Annotated in this window: 21 protein-coding genes and 1 tRNA gene; 15 read left to right on the top strand and 7 right to left on the bottom strand. The window is 44.5% G+C overall.

All coding sequences use genetic code 11. The features are described 5' to 3' along the window. Positions 1-300: 300 nt before the first annotated feature. The 4 genes from HMPREF1536_RS01840 to HMPREF1536_RS01825 form a co-directional block, all read right to left on the bottom strand. Entirely contained in the window at positions 301-1260 is a 960-nt protein-coding gene (locus HMPREF1536_RS01840) for a transporter (protein ID WP_028730434.1), read from the bottom strand. Positions 1261-1370: 110 nt separating this feature from the next. Further along, on the bottom strand, positions 1371-2456 hold the full coding sequence (gene gcvT / locus HMPREF1536_RS01835; protein ID WP_028730433.1) for a glycine cleavage system aminomethyltransferase GcvT: 1086 nt from the start codon (positions 2454-2456) through the stop codon (positions 1371-1373). 12 nt (positions 2457-2468) lie between these two features. Further along, a complete protein-coding gene (pepT, locus tag HMPREF1536_RS01830; protein ID WP_028730432.1) occupies positions 2469-3689 on the bottom strand; it encodes a peptidase T in 1221 nt (406 codons plus the stop codon). A gap of 13 nt (positions 3690-3702) precedes the next feature. Further along, a complete protein-coding gene (locus tag HMPREF1536_RS01825; protein ID WP_028730431.1) occupies positions 3703-5106 on the bottom strand; it encodes an amidophosphoribosyltransferase in 1404 nt (467 codons plus the stop codon). 554 nt (positions 5107-5660) lie between these two features. Here HMPREF1536_RS01825 and HMPREF1536_RS01820 point away from each other — a divergent pair. From HMPREF1536_RS01820 to HMPREF1536_RS01790, 7 genes are all read left to right on the top strand, one after another. Beyond that, a tRNA-Thr gene (locus HMPREF1536_RS01820) sits at positions 5661-5734 on the top strand. Between the two features lie 113 nt (positions 5735-5847). After that, entirely contained in the window at positions 5848-6375 is a 528-nt protein-coding gene (locus tag HMPREF1536_RS01815) for a DUF4199 domain-containing protein (RefSeq protein ID WP_028730430.1), read from the top strand. 21 nt (positions 6376-6396) lie between these two features. Further along, on the top strand, positions 6397-7347 hold the full coding sequence (locus tag HMPREF1536_RS01810; protein ID WP_028730429.1) for a glycosyltransferase family 2 protein: 951 nt from the start codon (positions 6397-6399) through the stop codon (positions 7345-7347). Positions 7348-7431: 84 nt separating this feature from the next. Beyond that, a complete protein-coding gene (locus HMPREF1536_RS01805) occupies positions 7432-7995 on the top strand; it encodes a manganese efflux pump MntP (protein WP_028730428.1) in 564 nt (187 codons plus the stop codon). An 11-nt stretch (positions 7996-8006) separates the two neighbouring features. Next, positions 8007-9734 carry a dihydroxy-acid dehydratase gene (gene ilvD, locus HMPREF1536_RS01800; RefSeq protein WP_028730427.1) on the top strand — a complete coding sequence of 576 codons (1728 nt, stop codon included), beginning with the start codon at positions 8007-8009 and terminating at the stop codon, positions 9732-9734. Positions 9735-9798: 64 nt separating this feature from the next. Beyond that, positions 9799-10824, top strand: coding sequence for an FAD:protein FMN transferase (locus HMPREF1536_RS01795; protein ID WP_028730426.1), 1026 nt, complete (start codon positions 9799-9801; stop codon positions 10822-10824). Between the two features lie 9 nt (positions 10825-10833). Next, positions 10834-11211, top strand: a complete 378-nt coding sequence (locus HMPREF1536_RS01790) for a hypothetical protein (protein ID WP_028730425.1) — start codon at positions 10834-10836, stop codon at positions 11209-11211. On the opposite strand, the gene HMPREF1536_RS01785 is transcribed toward HMPREF1536_RS01790, so the two are convergent. After that, entirely contained in the window at positions 11208-12425 is a 1218-nt protein-coding gene (locus tag HMPREF1536_RS01785) for an LpxZ family protein (protein WP_028730424.1), read from the bottom strand. The two genes, HMPREF1536_RS01790 and HMPREF1536_RS01785, sit on opposite strands and share 4 nt — an antisense overlap. 109 nt (positions 12426-12534) lie before the next feature. Then, positions 12535-12780: an RNA recognition motif domain-containing protein gene (locus HMPREF1536_RS01780; protein ID WP_028730423.1), complete on the bottom strand. Its 246-nt coding sequence runs from the start codon at positions 12778-12780 to the stop codon at positions 12535-12537. Between the two features lie 433 nt (positions 12781-13213). On the opposite strand from HMPREF1536_RS01780, the gene HMPREF1536_RS01775 reads away from it, so the two are divergent. From HMPREF1536_RS01775 to HMPREF1536_RS01745, 7 genes are all read left to right on the top strand, one after another. Then, on the top strand, positions 13214-14506 hold the full coding sequence (locus tag HMPREF1536_RS01775; RefSeq protein ID WP_028730422.1) for an inositol-3-phosphate synthase: 1293 nt from the start codon (positions 13214-13216) through the stop codon (positions 14504-14506). A gap of 112 nt (positions 14507-14618) precedes the next feature. After that, on the top strand, positions 14619-15320 hold the full coding sequence (locus tag HMPREF1536_RS01770; protein WP_028730421.1) for a nucleotidyltransferase family protein: 702 nt from the start codon (positions 14619-14621) through the stop codon (positions 15318-15320). 3 nt (positions 15321-15323) lie between these two features. Further along, positions 15324-16181 (top strand): hypothetical protein, encoded by an 858-nt coding sequence (locus HMPREF1536_RS01765; RefSeq protein WP_028730420.1) that lies wholly within the window; start codon positions 15324-15326, stop codon positions 16179-16181. Continuing rightward, positions 16181-17098 carry a CDP-alcohol phosphatidyltransferase family protein gene (locus tag HMPREF1536_RS01760; RefSeq protein ID WP_028730419.1) on the top strand — a complete coding sequence of 306 codons (918 nt, stop codon included), beginning with the start codon at positions 16181-16183 and terminating at the stop codon, positions 17096-17098. Before HMPREF1536_RS01765 ends, HMPREF1536_RS01760 begins: the two co-directional genes overlap by 1 nt. Before the next feature lie 5 nt (positions 17099-17103). Further along, positions 17104-17826 (top strand): HAD family hydrolase, encoded by a 723-nt coding sequence (locus tag HMPREF1536_RS01755; RefSeq protein WP_028730418.1) that lies wholly within the window; start codon positions 17104-17106, stop codon positions 17824-17826. A gap of 86 nt (positions 17827-17912) precedes the next feature. Then, a complete protein-coding gene (locus tag HMPREF1536_RS01750) occupies positions 17913-18737 on the top strand; it encodes a metallophosphoesterase family protein (protein WP_044193727.1) in 825 nt (274 codons plus the stop codon). Continuing rightward, a complete protein-coding gene (locus tag HMPREF1536_RS01745; protein ID WP_081693448.1) occupies positions 18706-19392 on the top strand; it encodes a hypothetical protein in 687 nt (228 codons plus the stop codon). The genes HMPREF1536_RS01750 and HMPREF1536_RS01745 overlap by 32 nt, the downstream gene beginning before the upstream one ends. 61 nt (positions 19393-19453) lie before the next feature. On the opposite strand, the gene HMPREF1536_RS01740 is transcribed toward HMPREF1536_RS01745, so the two are convergent. Then, entirely contained in the window at positions 19454-19768 is a 315-nt protein-coding gene (locus HMPREF1536_RS01740; protein WP_028730415.1) for a hypothetical protein, read from the bottom strand. A gap of 89 nt (positions 19769-19857) precedes the next feature. Between HMPREF1536_RS01740 and HMPREF1536_RS01735 the strand changes: the two genes are divergently transcribed. Then, on the top strand, positions 19858-20040 hold the full coding sequence (locus HMPREF1536_RS01735; RefSeq protein ID WP_028730414.1) for a hypothetical protein: 183 nt from the start codon (positions 19858-19860) through the stop codon (positions 20038-20040). Positions 20041-20111: the final 71 nt, after the last annotated feature.

Raw genomic sequence — 20111 nt, 5'->3', positions numbered from 1 at the left:
GAATTATATTAAACGATTAACTCAAGAAAACACAACAATTTTAATTCTCTAAACAACTAATTTCCGCATATAATTAAACGATTAACTTTAAGAATTAAAAAAATATCTCCTTTTACAGTTGCAAACATAGTTAAGTTAAACGATTAATCAAAGATGTAATTACATGTTATTAAACAGTTTATTTTAATTTTCCCCGTAAATTATCCTTATTATTATCATTTAGAATAGACATAGCAGACATCTATTCATCAATTTCCAGAAACTTCTGCTGATTAATATTCAATAAACATATCCATAAATTTAATCGAATCTTTCAGTCTCTTTCTTCCTCTTTTTCCACAATTGGTAACTATTAAAAATATTCTGCCACAATACATACGATCCCGGCCCTACTGAAGAAACCGGATCGAGATAAGTATAAGACATCCAGATTGCGAGCACCGTATTCTTTTGTCCCAAAGCCTGTCCGGCACTGATACGGTCTTTATAAATAGTACCAATTCGCTTGCCGAGAAAGAATTGCAGGGCACAGGTTATAAAACCGGCAAGCGCGATCAAGATCTCCACTTCCACCGGAATAGTACTATGCGCCAGCGATTTTACAGTTTGAGCCGTGACGATAGCCAAAGCCATTCCCCACATATAAAAAGCCAGGTCATGAAAACCCAACAGGAAGTGATGTATTTTCGGAAGGCAATACCGGAAGAACAAGGCCAGAAAGAACGGGAAAAGTAACAACGGAAATACCTTACTCAATATCTTCAGAAAGGCAGCAAAGAAAGTGACATCCGCATGAGGTTCGACCAAAGGAAATATCAATGGCACGGCTACCGCAGCCAGGATATTCGATAATAAGGTATAAGTAGTCAGACTCGACGCACTCCCACCCAACTTTCCTGTAATCACAGCCGCCGCCGTTGCCGTCGGACAGATCAGGCAGACCATTGCCGCTTCAAAAACTTCCCGGTAAGAACCTCCCATAGGGACAAAGATCAGCAGTGCAGCCAGCAGACATGATGAAACGATCTGAAACAGCAACAACCAACCATGCCACGGAGACGGCATCAACTCCCTCCAATCTACTTTACAAAAAGTAAGCAACAACTGACCAAAGATTAAAAGCGGGGTTAGATACGAAACAAGCGTATTTACAAACGGTTTTGTCGGCTCCAGAAATGTAAAGTTGGCAAAAATAAAATATCCCAGTGCACCGGCCAGCATTGCAATAGGCAACGTCCAGTTTTTCAGAAAATTCAACATAGCACCTATCTTTAGATTTTCGGGACAAAGATAGGTATAATACTTAAACGAAGAGCCTCATTCGTTATGGAATGAGGCTCTCTTTTTTATTTATCTTCAGATCGGAAATCTTATTTTCTGAACGGCGCTTTCACCACCTGGGCTTTCAGGTTCCTGTTACGCACTTTCACGAAGATTTCCGTACCGGCCTTAGCATACTCAGGTTTCACATATCCCATACCGATACCTTTCTTCAATACAGGAGACATCGTTCCGGAAGTAACCACACCGATCACCTGGTCTTCGGCATCGACGATCTCGTAACCATGACGGGGTATACCCTTGTCTATCAGCTCGAATGCACATAACTTACGGCTTACGCCCTCTTTCTTCTGACGTTCCAGTTCTGCACGGTTGGTAAATTCTTTTCCTTCGGCAAACTTGGTGATCCAACCCAGACCGGCTTCAATCGGAGAAGTCGTATCATCCAGGTCGTTACCATACAGGCAGAAGCCCATTTCCAGACGAAGCGTATCGCGGGCACCCAGACCGACAGGCTTGATACCTTCCGGCTTACCTGCTTCGAAGATGGCATTCCAGATCGTCATAGCATCATCCAGATAGAAATAGAGCTCAAAACCTCCGGCACCGGTATAACCCGTGTTAGAGATAATGACGTTCTTGCATCCGGCAAATTCACCTGTTACAAATGAATAATAAGGAATAGAAGAAAGATCGACCGGAGTAAGGCGTTGCAGCACTTCAGTCGCTTTCGGCCCCTGGATAGCCAGCTGGGCTGTACGGTCGGAAGAGTTTTCGAGCTCTGCCCCCACTGTGTTATGGCTTACACACCAATCCCAGTCTTTCGCAATGTTACCGGCATTTACAACCAGCAGATACTTTTCCGGTTCGTAATGATAAACCAGCAGGTCGTCCACAATACCGCCCTTATCATTCGGGAAGCAAGTGTATTGTGCCTTACCCAAAGGTAAAACAGAAGCATCATTGGATGTGATACCCTGGATGAAAGCCAGTGCGTTCGGGCCTTTTACCCAGAACTCACCCATGTGAGATACATCAAATACACCTACACCGTTCACAACGGTCATGTGTTCGTCAATGATGCCGGTATATTCGATTGGCATGTTATAGCCGGCAAATTCGTGCATTTTTGCTCCCAATGCGATATGCACATCGGTAAACGGAGTTGTTTTCATGTTATTATTCGTTTAAGATTTCTGAGCTAGCAGCTCGGTTATTTTTATTATGGTTTGCATACTTTTTTCCAGTGAGTTGACCGGAAGGAACTCGTAACGTCCGTGGAAGTTCAGCCCGCCTGCAAAGATATTCGGGCAGGGCAATCCCATGAACGACAGACGGGCTCCGTCCGTACCGCCACGGATCGGCTTAACCAGCGGCTTAACGCCGACAGCTTCCATCGCTTCGAACGCCAGGTCTACGATATATTTCTTCGGTTCGACCACTTCACGCATATTATAATACTGATCGCGAAGTTCGAGCGTTGTGCTGCCCGGATGAATCTCATTCATACGTTTTACCAGCAGGCGCAACTGTTCTTTCTTCTCTTCAAACAAGGTACGTACATGGTCGCGGATGATATAAGACAAGGAAGCCTCTTCAATCGTTCCGGACATATTGGTCAGATGATAAAAGCCTTCATAACCGGCCGTATGTTCCGGGCGCTGTGAGACAGGCAACCAGGAAGCAAACTCGATAGCCAGCAGCGAAGCATTCAGCATCTTATTCTTTGCATAACCCGGATGCACATTCAGTCCTTTGAAAGTAACCTTTGCTCCGGCCGCGTTGAAGTTCTCATACTCCAGTTCGCCGATCTGTCCGCCGTCGATGGTATAAGCCCATTCGCAACCGAACTTCTCCACGTCGAAATGATCGGCACCCTGTCCGATCTCTTCATCAGGAGTAAAGCCGATACGAATCTTTCCATGTTCAATTTCCGGATGGTCTTTCAGATACTGAACAGCCGAAATGATAGCTGCTACGCCAGCCTTATCGTCGGCACCCAGCAAGGTCTTACCGTTGGTCACGATAATATCCTGGCCTTTATAGTCGTTCAGTTCAGGGAACATCACGGGAGAAAGTACGACATTCTCTTCTGCGCACAACACGATATCGCCGCCTTTATAGGATACGATACGGGGTGTTACGTTCTTACCGGACATATCCGGACTGGTATCCAGATGCGCAATAAAACCGATGGTAGGTACCTTCTTTGCCGTATTGGCGGGAAGCGTAGCCATGAGATAACAATTGTCATCCAGGGTAATATCTTCCAGACCGATTGCTTCCAGTTCCTTTTCCAATTCAAGGGCAAGCACCAGTTGTCCGGGAGAACTGGGCGTTGTGCCCCTCTCTTCGTCCGACTGCGTGTCGAACGTAACGTACTTCAAAAATCTCTCTGTCAGATTCATAAGGCTGTGTTTTTTAGAAACAGCTTGACCCGTCGTAGCAATGCGTACAAACACATTCCTTAGGCAAGCCGATCGATTGAATTAAATCTTCTACGGTGTTAAATTTGAGCGTGGTGATGTTCAACTGTTCACGGATACGCTCAACAAGGTTATTATATTGTTCGGTACCCGTTGTGGAATACTTATCCAGATCTTTTGCATCATCACCCTCTATTTCTTTAACAATCCGGCGGGCAATAAGTTCGAGATGAGATTTGGATGCAGAGAAGCCTACAAACGGGCATGCATGCAGGATAGGCGGACATCCGATACGCATATGTACCTCTTTTGCCCCGTATCCATACAGTATATTTACATTATCGCGAAGCTGTGTTCCGCGCACGATCGAGTCATCACAGAAGATCACCCGCTTGCCACGCAGCAGTTCACGATTAGGGATCAGTTTCATTTTAGCCACCAGGTCGCGCACAGCCTGGTTAGCCGGAGTAAAGCTCCGCGGCCATGTCGGCGTATATTTTACAATGGCACGGCGGTAAGGAATACCTTTTCCTTCGGCATAACCCAGAGCCATACCGATACCCGAATCGGGAATACCGGAAACGAAGTCGGCTTCCACCTCATCCTTCTTAGCCATCGAAACACCGCTGGCATAACGGGAAGCGTCCACATTCACTCCTTCATATTCAGACACCGGATATCCGTAGTACACCCAAAGGAAAGAGCAAACTTGCATCTTCTCATTCGGTTTACGCAATTGTGTCATCTTATCAGCAGTAAGATGTACTATTTCGCCGGGGCCTACATTATATTCCACTTCATATCCCAGGTTCGGGAAACTGCAAGGTTCACTGGTTGCAGCATAAGCACCTTCCTTCTTACCTATTAATATAGGGGTACGTCCCCATTTGTCGCGGGCGGCAATAATACCGTCTTCGGTAAGGATCAGCATCGAGCAGGAGCCTTTTACCTTTTCATGTACGATTTCTATTCCTTCCAGAAAAGTCTTACCCTGAGAGATAAGCAGTGAGATCAATTCGGTTTGATTGGTTTGTCCGGAACTAAGTTCGGAGAAGTGACAACCTTTATCCAACAATTCTTTCTCCAGCTCGTCCAGATTATTCACCTTTGCAACCGTTACTACGGCATATTTGCCCAAATGAGAATTAAAGAAGATCGGCTGCGGATCTGTATCGCTGATGATACCTATACCTGAATTTCCTTGAAATTTATCCAGTTCACTTTCAAAACGTGTACGGAAATAAGAATTTTCCAGATTATGGATAGAACGTTTAAATACGCCATTGTGGAGAGTTGCCATACCGCCTCTGCGGGTTCCCAAGTGAGAATTGTAATCTGTGCCGTAGAATAAGTCGGTAGCACAAGCCGAGTTAGAAATAGTTCCGAAAAAACCACCCATTGTTCTTACTATTTTTGATTTTTGAATTAGGACACAAATGTACAAGAATATTTAGACATATACCAAACCTGATAGTATTCTATCTAAAAATTATAATGGAAACATCTCAAACCTTAATATATATCCGTAAGCATTCGGCGTAGTGTATATAAACAACCTCTGAATGCTGCTTATGGAAACAGTATTACCTAAACTGTTTCATAGTAGTGAAACAAGTGTTTCACCTAGGAGAAACAACTGTTCCATTTAAGTGAAACACTTTTTCTAAAGAGTGTTTCATATCGGAAAGAAATAGACTTTCGACTAAAACTACGGTAAACAAAGAGCACCGATACGCAGTAAACATTTTTTAACTACACCAAAAACAAAAGGTTTCCAGCCATTTAGAAACAAATATCACTCCCGGTGAAAGAAAACGCTTGCATTGTAAAAAATAATATCTACTTTTGCACTCGGGTAAGTCCTACACGGCATGCTCCCTCGGAATCCCCCAGGGCTTGACCGCAGCAAGGGTACTTGGTTGTAGCGGCGCGATGTAGTAAGCTTACCCACCTGCCTCTTTAGCTCAGTTGGCCAGAGCACGTGATTTGTAATCTCGGGGTCGTTGGTTCGAATCCGACAAGAGGCTCTCCAAAAGAGGAAGTTTATTTATGTAAACTTCCTCTTTTTTTTATTATCATAATTGCATATTCTTGCAAAAGGATTAATTTTGCTGATGTAAACATTAAAACAGCAATATACATGGAAGAAAATAAAGGTTTACTATTAAAAAGCGCGATGACTTATGGCCTGGTCATGGGTATTTTCTGGGTGATAAAGTATCTGTTCTTTATTTTCAGTAATACAGTGCCCTCTCTTAATATTGTTTATCTGGGGTTGACACTGCTCGTTCCGTTTATCGCCTACTATCTGACCAAACGATATAAACAAGATATCGGAGGAACAATCAGCTTCTTCCACGCCTGGCGTTTCGGTACGATGCTGTATTTCTTCGCAGCTTTGATCGTTGCACTGGAGCACTTTGTGTTTTTCCAGTTCATCGCACCTGCCGACTTCCTGTCGAACTCGATCAACCAAATGATAGATGTACTGAAAGACTCACAGGTGAGTACCGAAGTAATGGAGGCTGTCGGAAAAACAAACTTCACTCCTATCCATATGGCTATTCAAGGTATCTTTAACAATATATTTTACGGCATCATACTTTCTATCCCGGTAGCTGCCATTTTATGCAGAAATAATGAAACCGGAAATGTCGGACAAGCATAACAAGGAGAAACAAGACAAATAATGGACATATCAGTAGTTATTCCGTTGTATAACGAAGCTGAATCACTTCCCGAGCTGGAAGCATGGATTGAGCGGGTAATGAAAGAAAATAACTTTACTTACGAAGTTATATTTATAAATGACGGGAGTACGGACAACTCATGGGAAGTAATCGAAGAGTTACAACAAAAGAACACATGCGTCAGAGGCGTTAAGTTCCGTCGTAATTATGGTAAGTCACCCGGGTTGCACTGCGGTTTCCAGCGTGCCAAAGGGGATGTGATCATAACGATGGATGCCGACTTGCAAGACAGTCCGGACGAGATCCCCGAACTGTACCGTATGATCAAGGAAGACGGTTACGACCTCGTTTCCGGATGGAAAAAGAAACGCTACGATCCATTATCGAAAACAATACCTACCAAGCTGTTCAACGCAACAGCCCGCAAGTTCTCGGGGATAAACAACCTGCATGACTTCAACTGTGGACTGAAAGCATATAAGAATATTGTAATAAAGAATATAGAAGTGTATAACGATATGCACCGGTATATTCCTTATCTGGCTAAGATCGCAGGTTTTCATAAGATCGGCGAAAAGGTCGTGCAACACCAGGCACGCAAATACGGTACTACTAAGTTCGGGTTGAACCGCTTCGTGAACGGTTACCTCGATTTAATTACACTGTGGTTTACTTCCAAGTTCGGAAAGAAGCCGATGCATTTCTTTGGTTTGTGGGGAAGCGTTATGTTCTTTATCGGTTTTATAGCGTTGGTGATCGTGCTGAGCATGAAACTGATCTCGATGTTCTCCGGTGATTTGCGTCCGCTTGTGACGAACTCACCTTTCTTCTATATCTCGCTTACCGCAATGATATTGGGAACACAGATGTTCCTTGCCGGATTTATCGGCGAGCTGATATCCAGAAATGCACCTAACCGGAATAATTACAAGATAGAAACGGAAATATAAATACGTATTCCGGAGTTATTCGCCCGGACTCCGAAAGAAAAGGAAGGCGACGCTAAAGGTTAGCAAAAGGGAAACTTTTAAGTTATGTCAATTATAGAAATAGTGTTACTAGCTATCGGTTTATCGATGGATAGTTTAGCCGTGTCTGTGACCGGCGGTGCAATGATACGTACATGCACCGTATGCAATATGGTTAAGATAGGCTCTTTTATGGGGATCACACAAGCGGTAATGACAGTTCTGGGTTATCTGGCAGGGATCGGGTTCCAGAGATATATTACGGCTTTCGACCACTGGATCGCTTTCATTCTTTTATTGTACCTGGGAAGTAAAATGATTTACGACAGTACACAGGAAGAGGATGAAGAATGTAAAGCCAATCCGCTTTGCAACAAGACATTGTTCGGGCTAGCCATTGCTACGAGCATCGATGCGATGGCAATCGGCATATCACTGGCAATTCTTAAATCGGATATTGTCATACAAGCATCCCTGATCGGTATCGTCACTTTCCTGATGTCCGTTTCCGGTGTTTACTTCGGAAGCCGTTTCGGACGCAAGGTCGACTTAAAACTCGACCTGATCGGAGGATTGATACTGATCGGCATCGGAGCTAAAATATTAATAGAACATTTGTTCTTCAGTTAAGAGATACCATTATGAAAAGCCAGGAGTTACGCAGACTAGCCCCGGAAATCGACTCACTCCGCCTTGGTAGCGGATGGAGCATCGATGACCTCAGCAAGCCCCAGATCATCGTTGAAAGCAGTTACGGACACAGCCACCCCGGCAGTGCCCACCTGAACACACTGGTCGAAGAAGCCGGAAAAGGCGTTGGCGACGCCGGAGGATGGGCAGCCAATTATTATGTAACCGACATCTGCGACGGCGAAGCACAGGGACACGATGGAATGAATTACTCGCTGGTATCGCGCGACATCATGGCCGCCATGATGGAGATACATGTAAAAGCGACTCCGTTCGATGCCGGGGTATTCATCACCAGCTGCGATAAATCCGTACCGGCTCACCTGATGGCTATTGCTCGCCTGAATATGCCGGCTATACTTGTGCCCGGCGGAATCATGAAAGCCGGCCCCAATCTCCTGACATTGGAACAGATAGGCAAATACAACGCACAATACGAGCGTAAGGAGATCAGCGAAGAGCAATTCCTGGCTTATAAAAAGGATGCTTGTCCGTCCTGCGGTGCTTGTTCGTTTATGGGAACAGCTTCCACCATGCAGGTGATGGCCGAAGCATTAGGTATCGCTTTGCCCGGCTCGGCTCTGATCCCTACCCATATACATTATTTAAAAGAGACTTCCCGTCGTGCCGGCCAACGTGCCGTTGAACTGGGATCAGAAGAATTACTTCCTTCCGACATTCTTACTATCGACGCCTTTAAAAATGCGATCATGGTACATGCCGCCATAGCCGGATCGAGTAACAGCCTGCTACATTTACCGGCTATCGCACACGAACTGGGCATCCAGCTTCCCCCCGAACTATTCGATGAAATACACCGGAAAATTCCTTTTCTGCTGAATATACGTCCAAGCGGATTCTGGCCGGGCGAATATTTCTGGTATGCAGGCGGTGTTCCAGCCATCATGGAGGAACTGAAAGATGTCCTGAACCTGGATGTACGAACCGTTACAGGTAAATGCCTGGGAGAAAACCTGGAAACTCTCCGTCAGAACGGCTTTTATGATGGATGCCGTAAATATCTGCCGCCACTCGGAGTGAAGGTCGGCGATATTATCAAGCCTTTCGATAATCCGATCCGCAAACAAGGAGCGATTGCCATATTAAAAGGGAACCTTGCCCCGGAAGGAGCCGTAGTAAAACACGCCGCCATCTCCCCCAACCTGATGCAAGCCACGTTGACAGCACGTGTATTCGACAGCGAAGAAGAGGCATTACAAGCCGTATTGCAAAAAGATATCCATCCGGGCGATGCCGTCTTTATCCGCTATGAAGGCCCGAAAGGAAGCGGTATGCCCGAAATGTTCTATACAACGGAAGCGATCGCATCCGATCCGGAACTGGCGGAAAGCATTGCCCTTATTACCGACGGACGTTTTTCCGGTGCAACCCGTGGCCCGGCTATCGGCCATGTCTCACCGGAAGCACACGAAGGTGGCCCTATTGCCCTGGTTGAAGACGGCGATCTGATCCATATCGATATTCCGGCACGCAAGCTGGAGATAACAGGAACGAACGGTGTACAACAGACTCCGGAAGAGGTAGACCGTATACTTTCGGAACGCCGTACGCTATGGAGTAAGCCCGCTTCCCGCCATACGCATGGCATTCTCGATATATTTACGCACAACAGCACTTCGCCCATGAAAGGGGCTTATATGGAGAACAGAAACGCTTAAACATTTGATATTAGTTGAAATACAATAAATTTTAGTATCTTTGCCGACCTAAAATTTAAAAGAGATGTATAAGAAAATCGGCTTTCTGGCAAGTCTATGGATACTTGTTTTCACTGCTTGTACAAACCAGAAACAATATTTTGAAGAGAGTGGTTCCGTATTTCATACGCTCTACCATATCAAGTACGAGGCCCCTGAGTTACTGACAGAAAAGATTGACGCTGAATTCCAGAAATTTAATCTTTCATTGAACCCGTTCAACCCGAACTCTATCATAGCCAAAGTGAACCGGAACGAACCTGTAGAAGCAGACGACTGGTTTATCGAGGTATTCAACAAGGCTACAGAAGTCTCCAATAACTCCGAAGGCCTGTTCGACATTACCTGTGCCCCGCTGATTAATCTTTGGGGATTCGGCTTCAGCAAGATGGACAGTGTAACTCCGCTAATGATCGACAGTATCAAACAGTTTGTCGGTTATCAGAAAGTAAAACTAAACGGACGACAGGTCGTTAAAGACGATCCGCGTATCTTACTGAACTGTTCTGCCATCGCTAAAGGATACGCCAGCGATATAATCGCCCGTCTGCTCGAACGCGAAGGCGTAAAGAATTATATGGTTGAAATCGGCGGAGAAGTAGCAATGAAAGGGGTCAATCAGAACGGAGACTGCTGGCTCATCGGTATCAACAAACCGGAAGACGATTCCACCGGAATAAAAAATGAGATAGACGAAGTAGTTCAGCTATGCAAAAAAGGCGGCGTTGCCACTTCCGGTAATTACAGGAATTATTATGTAAAAGACGGCAAAAAATACGCGCATACAATCGATCCGCGTACAGGATATCCGTCTGAACAAAATATCTTAAGCGCAACAATCGTTGCAGACGACTGCATCACGGCAGATGCCTATGCAACTGCTTTCATGGCGATGGGACTTGAAAAAGCACGCCAGGCAGCCAAAAACATTCCCGGTATTGAATATTATGTTATCTACTCCGATGAAAATGGTAAACATCAGATAGAATACTCCAAAGGTATGCTTCAATATCTACCCGACAGGCAGTCTGAAGCAATACTGAACGAGTAATATTTTTTTATGAAGAATTTTTTTAATCAGTTCGAATGTAAAGAAGTCAAAGCAAAAGAAGTAGCATACGACACGGAGTCGATTGGTAATGTATTACTTTTTGTTACAGTCGGAAAACTTCTTATCAGCTCAACGACATCGACACCGGCCATAGAACTAAACGAAGGACATTTTGTATTGCTACCAGCAGAGAATCGTTATTTCATTACGGCCGTTACAGATGCAAAAACAGTGTTAATGCATGCAGGAAGCTTATCAGCGATGATCACGGAAGATCCCGAATGGAATCCGGAAAGACCGGTAATCCTCCCGATCTTCCCTTCATTAGCTAAAACGATCTACCTGCTTGAATCCTATCAGAAAGAAGCAAAGACGAAGCTTAATTAAAAGCTTTTGATCAGGAATGACGGATTTATCCGGAAATAAATCCCGGCAGAGAAACTGGTAGCACTACCGGATTTACGGATTCCGTCAACTCCCTGCTCATACATGTTGACAGACAGATGTTGATAGACATCAACATCTACACCCACGGAAAAGCCTTTTCCGAAGCTCCGGGAGTATTCCAGTCCCAGATATACCAAATTTTGCCCGTCGAACCTTACACCTTCCGTAGCTGTCGACATTGCACCATAAAAAGGACTGCCGAACATCGAGATGAATTTATTACTGTTCCAATAAGAGGTCTTTACACGGAAATCATAAATATCGGCAGAAGCCCGGACATAAAAACCGGATCCGCTACCATAAGGCCATAAGTCGCCGGCTTGCTGGTAATAACCGGCCACATCAAACTCCAGGTTCACATTTTTAACTATCGGATTACCGGTATTCCAGACAGCCCCGGCACCAACAGCCCCGTTCATCAGGGTCTGGACGGAATTCGTGTAGATCGTATCGATCTCCCCTCCTCTATGTTGAGCAAGCCCCTGCAACGGCATATAGAAATGAAAACGCGACTCCGGATCATTCAACTTATATCGGGCCGATAGTCCGACTGTAAACGCTTCCTGATGCGTATCGCCATGAAATATAAAGCTTTCCCAGTTCACCCACACATCCAGGTCGAACCGGCGGGAATCATACAGCAGTTGCAAGCCGGCTTCAGGATCGGCGGTCAGGTTCAGTTCGGGATTATACAAGGGTTCGATAAGGTTATGATTCGCTCCCCCATAAATATCTCCCAATACGATATTTACATGATCCGACAATGCCATCTGCGCACGAAAAAAAGGAAGCACATGAAAGCCATGCTGATACTGGTTCCCCTTCCAGGCCGCGATGTCCTGATAAGCCAGGCTCGGATATTTTGTAGCTCCCCAGTAACGCAACATATGTGCACCGACCTCAAGCTTGATATTACTTAACGGATAAAATACCACTTTAGGCTGAACCCATAATCCGGGCAAGGAATACCCCTTCATGATAGAGCCTGAATATTCATTGTCCTTAAAGAAACTTATATTATCCAGTTCTACGGATAATTGCCCTTTCTTATCCGGATCAATCCGGTGATCCGATTTAAATACACGTTCGGGGATTTGTGCAGAGACAGTTTGTATGGCTAACAAACCCATAAGCACAAGAGTTATCATTTTCATTTGTTTTCTAAATTTGCAGCAAACGTAAGAAATTATCGGCATAAATAAAAAGGGATACGGAAGTTTTACCTTCCATATCCCTTTTAATATCCTATTTGTTAAAACTAGCTCAACGTCTCGGAGTAGCTTCTTTAACAACCATCTGACGACCTTCGTATTCAGCACCGTCCAATTCTTTGATCGCATTTCTTGCTTCGCTTTCATTAGTGAACTCAGCGAATGCAAAACCTTTAGATCTGTTAGTGTCGCGATCAATGATTAACTTTACTGATTCTACAACTCCATACTCTTCCAGAACCTGCTGTAAATCAGATTCTCTAACCCGGTAATTCAGGTTACCAATGTAAATATTCATACAAAAATGATATAAAATAATTAATAAAAAAGGGAAACAAATAATCTTGGAAAGGTCGATTACTACAAAATAAATTCATTTTTGAATATTACATCGGAGATAAAAGAGCTATTTCTGAAAACTATGTTGTTCACTTGGGACAAAGAAAAGTATTTTTATTTGATAAATCATCATAATAACGAATTTATTTGCCACCTAATTTACATTTTATAATTTTGTAACATAAAAAACAGGGCATGAAGCATATAGCCGAACCGCCATATTACAATACATCCGGATAAAACAGATTTCTACGAAGTCATACTTTAACAGATATATCCGGACAAGTTAATGGAAATTATAGTATTTTTGACCAATTATATCGCATATTTATCCTTTTTAATCCAAATAAGAAGGGCTAAATTTGCACAATTATTTTTGAACTTGAATTGACATGGAAAAAATCGAAGTAAAAGATGCCAAGGGTAAACTTGGCATTCTCGTTGTGGGTGTAGGTGGTGCAGTCTCTACCACTATGATAACAGGAACATTAGCCGCCCGTAAAGGGTTAGCCAAACCAATCGGATCGATCGCTGAAATGGCGACCATGCGTTTGGAAAATGGAGAAGAGAAAGCAATCAAGGACATTGTTCCTTTGGCAGACCTGAACGATATCGTATTCGGCGGATGGGATATATTCTCCGATAACGCATACGAAGCTGCCATGTATGCTGAAGTATTGAAAGAGAAAGACCTGAACACTGTAAAAGACGAGCTGGAAGCTATCAAACCAATGCCGGCTGCCTTCGATCACAATTGGGCCAAACGCTTAAACGGTACACATATCAAACAAACCACTTCCCGTTGGGATATGGTAGAGCAGATCCGCCAGGACATCCGCGATTTCAAAGCAGCCAACAACTGCGAACGTATGGCTGTGCTATGGGCTGCAAGTACTGAAATTTACATTCCTCTGTCAGAAGAACATATGTCGCTTGCTGCACTGGAAAAGGCAATGAAAGAAAACAACACGGAAGCAATCTCTCCTAGTATGTGCTACGCTTATGCAGCCATCGCAGAAGGCGCTCCGTTCATCATGGGTGCTCCTAACCTGTGCGTAGATACGCCTGCCATGTGGGAATTCTCCAAACAGATGAATGTGCCTATTTCCGGTAAGGACTTCAAGAGCGGACAGACATTGATGAAAACCGTACTCGCTCCGATGTTCAAGACACGTATGCTGGGTGTAAGCGGTTGGTTCTCTACCAACATCTTAGGAAACCGCGACGGCGAAGTACTCGACGATCCTGCAAACTTCAAAACAAAAGAAGTAAGTAAGCTGTCGGTAATCGACAACATCTTCGAACCTGAAAAATACCCGGATCTTTATGGAGACGTATATCATAAGGTACGTATCAACTACTATCCGCCGCGTAAAGACAATAAGGAAGCATGGGATAACATCGACATCTTCGGATGGATGGGATATCCGATGGAGATCAAGGTAAACTTCCTTTGCCGCGACTCTATCCTTGCCGCTCCTATCGCGCTCGACCTGGTGCTGTTCAGTGACCTTGCCATGCGTGCCGGTATGTCAGGTATCCAGACCTGGTTGTCATTCTTCTGCAAAAGCCCGATGCATGATTTCGAACACCAGCCTGTTCACGACCTGTTCCAGCAATGGAGAATGGTTAAACAGACGCTGCGTGATATGATCGGTGAAAAAGCGCCCAGTTATCTGGATTAATAAAACACATACAGAAATAAAGGTTTCTTCTTTCCGTGAAAAGCTTGCCTTCTCACAGAAAGAAGAAATTCTTTTCGTATATCACTCTTTTTAATTCAAACAAATTCTGAATATGGATTATGCAATCATTGCAGCAGGCGAGGGTTCCCGGTTGGTGCAAGAAGGTGTTAAATGGCCCAAACCTTTAGTACAGCTAAATGGGATAACTCTGATAGACCGTCTGATCAATGTCTTCCTGAAAAATGATGCGTCTTCTATTAGTATTATTGTAAATGAGGAAATGACAGAAGTACAGGAGCACCTGCAGAAGCTGGAACTTCCGGTTCCCTTCTACCTGCTGGTAAAGTCCACCCCCAGTTCGATGCACAGTTTTCACGAGCTCAGCCATTACCTGGACAGCGACAATATCTGCCTGACAACTGTCGATACCATTTTCAAGGAAGATGAATTCAGTGGATATATACAAGAATTCCTGAAAGAAAGCCGGTTGGACGGTCTGATGGCCGTAACCGATTTTATCGATGACGAAAAACCTTTATACGTAGATACAGACAACGATTTAATGATCCGCGGCTTTTTAGACAAACAGGGAGAGCCCGCATGTACTTACATATCCGGCGGGATCTACTGCCTGAGACGTTCCGGACTTACCGTTCTGAACAACGCTATCGAACAGGGTATGTCGCGCATGCGCAACTATCAGCGTCAGCTTATAGCCGAAGGCTTAAGGCTGAAAGCCTACCCGTTCAGCAAAATCGTAGATGTCGACCACGCAGAAGATATCAAAAAGGCCGAAGAGTTTTTAAAAGATTAAACAATGAGTAAACTAACAATAGCAGGTATCCGTCGGGAAAATCAATTCTCCCCCAATCATATTGGAAACGATGCCGCCATCTTTTCGCTGACCGTTCAGCATTTGCGCGATCTGGGATGTGAAGTAAACGAATACATAGAATCAGACCTGATTATACGTAACTTTGAGGAAACAGCCATCTTCAATATGGTACGTAACTGGACTTCCATCCATAAGCTTCAGCAAATGGAAGACGAGGGGTACACCGTTATCAACTCCGGTTATGGGATTGAAAACTGTACACGCGAGAAAATGACCCGCCTGTTAATGTCGAACAACATCTCACATCCTGCCAGCCTGATCCTTCCTACCGATGAAGATCCGACCGCTGCGCTCGAAGAAGCCGGTTTCTATACAAGCTGGATCAAACGCGGTGATTTCCATGCGATCCACCGGGAAGATGTCACGTACGTAAGGAACCCGGAAGAAGCCAAAACAATTCTGAAAGAATACGCTATCCGCGGAATAAAAACAGCTGTGATCAATGAACATCTGGTAGGCGATCTGGTCAAGTTCTATGGAGTGACCGGAACCGATTTCTTTTACTGGTTCTATCCATCCAACCAGCATCACAGCAAATTCGGTTTAGAACAAATAAACGGAACGGCCAAAGGCATTCCGTTCGACGAGCCAAAGCTGCTGCAGCTTTGCAGTCAGGCTGCGGAAGTACTGAATATACATATTTATGGTGGCGACTGCATCATATCCGAAGACGGTTCCATCCGGTTGATCGATTTCAACGACTGGCCAAGCTTTGCCCCTTGCAGAGACGAAGCTGCTCCCCGGATAGCCCGCCGCATCTATAACTTAATCAACAAATAATGGAAGGAGCAAAACAGAAACCCAATATAGAATCGACTCTCAAGTCATTAGATACGGAAGAGTTTATCGATATTCATTTCTATCGCCCGATAGGTTATCGTTGGGCTTTGTTCTTCAACAAACTGGGAGTATCGCCCAATGCCATCACCGTTGCCAGCATATTCATTGGGATTGCGGCAGGTGTCTGCTTCTATTTCCAGAGCCTGACGATCAATGTAATAGGTATGCTGCTGCTTGTATGGGCTAACTCCTACGACAGTGCAGACGGACAGCTGGCCCGCATGACCGGTAAAAAGACGCCACTGGGACGTATCCTTGACGGAGCTGCCGGCGACTGCTGGTTCATAGCTATCTATGCCGCTATCTGCCTCCGCCTTACCCCGGAATGGGGGATCTGGATATGGATATTTGCCGCTATCACCGGTTTTTTCCATAGTAAACAGGCGGCTATGGCCGATTACTACCGGAACATTCATTTGCTATTCCTCAAGGGGAAAGCCGGAAGCGAACTGTCCTACTCTCCTATTCTAAAAGAGAAATACAAGACTATGAGCTGGAAAAAGGATTTTATCTACAAGCTTTTCGAAACGTTCTATATTAACTATACAGTCGGGCAGGAAGCTTTGAGTCCTAAGTTCCAGAAGATGATGAACATCATCCGTACCCAATATCATGACGAGGCACCGAAATGGTTCCGCCAGGCCTTCCGCAAGAAGAGCCTTCCGATGATGAAATATACGAATATGCTGTCATTCAACACACGCGTAATCGCATTATTCATCAGCTTGTTTATCGATATGCCCTGGTTGTATTTCGCATTTGAAATAACTGTTCTGAATATAATGCTGGTATATATGATATATACGCACGAGCATTTTTGCACGGTATTTACGAAAGAACTTGAATCAAAATCATAATTAATATGTTCGAATCAGACAAGATCAAAGGGATCATTTTCGATTACGGCGGTACCATCGACAGCAACGGCATGCATTGGGCTGAAGTGATCTGGATGGCTTACCAGGCGGAAGAAGTGCCGGTAAGCAAAGAAACCTTCCGCGAAGCCTATGTGCATGGCGAACGGACTCTGGGCAAAAATCCGATCGTACAACCGCATCACACCTTCCTCGATATGCTGCGCCTGAAAACGGACTTGCAAATCGAATGGCTTAAAGCCGGTGATTTTCTTCCGGAAGAACTGGCCACTCCCGGATTAAAACAGCGGCTGGCAGACTGGTGCTACGCCTATGCCCGTAAATCGATAGACTCGGCCCGTCACATACTCGCCGCTCTATCCCGAAAATACCCGCTGGTACTGGTATCCAATTTCTATGGGAATGTCGAAGCTGTATTGAAAGACTTTCATCTGGATTGTTATTTCCAATCGATCGTCGAATCGGCTGTAGTCGGCATCCGTAAACCCGACCCGGCGATATTCCGGTTAGGTGTAAAAGACCTATTACTACCGGCAGAAGAGATTGTCGTGATCGGTGATTCTTACGACAAAGACATCGTTCCTGCCACTTCCATCGGCTGTAAAACGATCTGGCTGAAAAGTATCGGTTGGAGCGAATACGAAGGAAATGAAACGGCAGACCTCGTGATCACCGACTTCGCAGAGTTGGAACAAACGTTCGGCCTATAGGTATTTCGACCATCAAAAGTTCAATAGAGACCTTTCCAAAAATAAAAGTCGCCCTATCTTTGTAAGAAAAAAGATAGGGCTTTATTATGATAAAAAAATACGCTTTACTGCTGCTTATCACACTTACCTCGTGTGATCTGATCGATTATCACCCGTATGACGGAAGAATATCAGATAAAGAAGACAAAGACATCAATGCAACAAATATTGCCAGGATAGAAAATGCCTGCATGAATAAAGATACGATCCGTTTCGTCTTTATCGGAGATACACAACGCTGGTACGATGAAACTGACGACTTCGTGAAACACGTCAACCGGCAGGACTCCATCGATTTCGTTATTCACGGCGGAGACCTGACTGATTTCGGTATCAAAAAGGAATACCTTCTCCAACATTCTATCCTGTCCAAACTGAATGTACCTTACATAGCCCTGATCGGCAACCATGACATTATCGGTAAAGGCGACCTGGTATATGAGGATTTATATGGTGACGAGAATTTCTCCTTCCGTGCAGGAGGTTCCCCTTCAAATGGAGGAAATATCCGTTTCATCTGCCTGAATACGAATGCGCTTGAATACGACTACTCTACACCGGTACCCAACTTTACCTTTATCAAGGAACAGCTCAAAGAGACGACGGAAGAGGATAAACGTACTGTCTTCGTCATGCACGTTCCACCGGGAAGCGACCAGTTTAACAACAATGTATCGGATATATTCCAGGAAAAGATCAGGGAGTTTCCCTCTCCCCTTTTCTGCTTACATGCGCATGAACATAGTTTTAAAGCACGCGACCTGTTCAATGACGGGATTATCTATTATGGCTGTGACAATATCGGGAAACGAACTTATCTTATCTACACTATAACACCGGATGGCTATTCATATGAAATCATTAAATACTAAATATCTCCTACTGTTTCTATTCTTGTCCTTCTCATTTTGCATCAATGCGCAAGATAGCATTCCTGTTCCTACCTTGTATGAAAGGCATATGGAAAGATATACCTCGTTCTGGGAGAATCTGATCCCACGATACAGCAAAATACAATTTGCAGGCTCCATAGGTATGTTCTCTTTCGGATTGGGATGGGATTATTACCGCCATCACTGGGAGACAGACCTGTTATTCGGGTTCGTACCCAAATCGACCCGTAATCTGAGTGCGGAAAGTGCCAAAAGACGCCATGCAATGGCAACCTTTACACTGAAGCAGAATTATATCCCCTGGCGGGTTCCTTTACATAAAAGCATCGATTTCGAACCACTGACAACAGGTTTGTATATCAGCACCCTGCTCGACCGGGATTACTGGGTACATAGCCCCGGCAAATACCCCGACGGATATTACTTCTTCCCGACACGGATACGTACCCACATCTTCCTGGGCGAACGCGTCACCTTCAAATTCAACAATCCTGGGCGATGGCATAAATCCGTCACCCTCTTTTACGAACTCAGTACCTGCGACTTATATCTCCTCAGCAAATTCGGAAACAAATACCTCAAACCGAAAGACTACCTGAGCCTGTCGTTCGGGCTGAAGTTCCAAATATTATAGAGTCCATGCTTCCATAAGTTTTCTAGGATGATGAAACATAGAGGGTAATTATCTACCCAACTCATATGATAAACAGTTTATACAAACACCCGATGCCCCCGGCAGCCATCAGGCAATAACCGGCTATGTCTATAGGTTGGATATCGGAACGGAGTCCCCAGTCACCTTGCCGGAGAGCGAGAGTATCGCTCCGATCGCTGTCAGGGTCACTTCCGTTTGTTCCATCAGGAGAGACAGCAGGGTGATCGCCATCAGGAAGAGGACGAGGATAGGGATGGGGACAAGGGCAGTCGCCGGCTGCCGGCTTTCGCTTGCGGGGAAAGATGATCCGGGCAAGACTGGTGAGGAAGGCAAGAATCGTTTCAAGAACATTCATGATTGATTGAAAATTAATGATTGAAAAATGATTACGGATTAATAGAATTATCTTATCTTTGCATAATAACCAAGTAAAAATATTGTCTTATGAAAAAATTGAATGAATATCCCATTGCAGAGAATGACGCTTCTTCGGTAAAAGAACCGGAAGCTACATACCAAACATCTTATCCTTATATGTCAAGAGCTGAAGCCCTAAAACACGGGATGCCTTTAGAAGAATCCAAAAGACTTATCTTAGAACGGATTCATAGAGATTTCCAAAAATAAGCGATATGGACGTAATGATTAGCGATCAGGTTCATGAGGTTATCATGGACTTTTATGTTTATGTTCATGAC

The organism is Parabacteroides gordonii MS-1 = DSM 23371, from assembly GCF_000969825.1.
Lineage (GTDB): Bacteria > Bacteroidota > Bacteroidia > Bacteroidales > Tannerellaceae > Parabacteroides > Parabacteroides gordonii.
The sequence above is the reverse complement of the archived record's forward strand: the minus strand, read 5'-3'. Positions and strand labels throughout refer to the sequence as shown.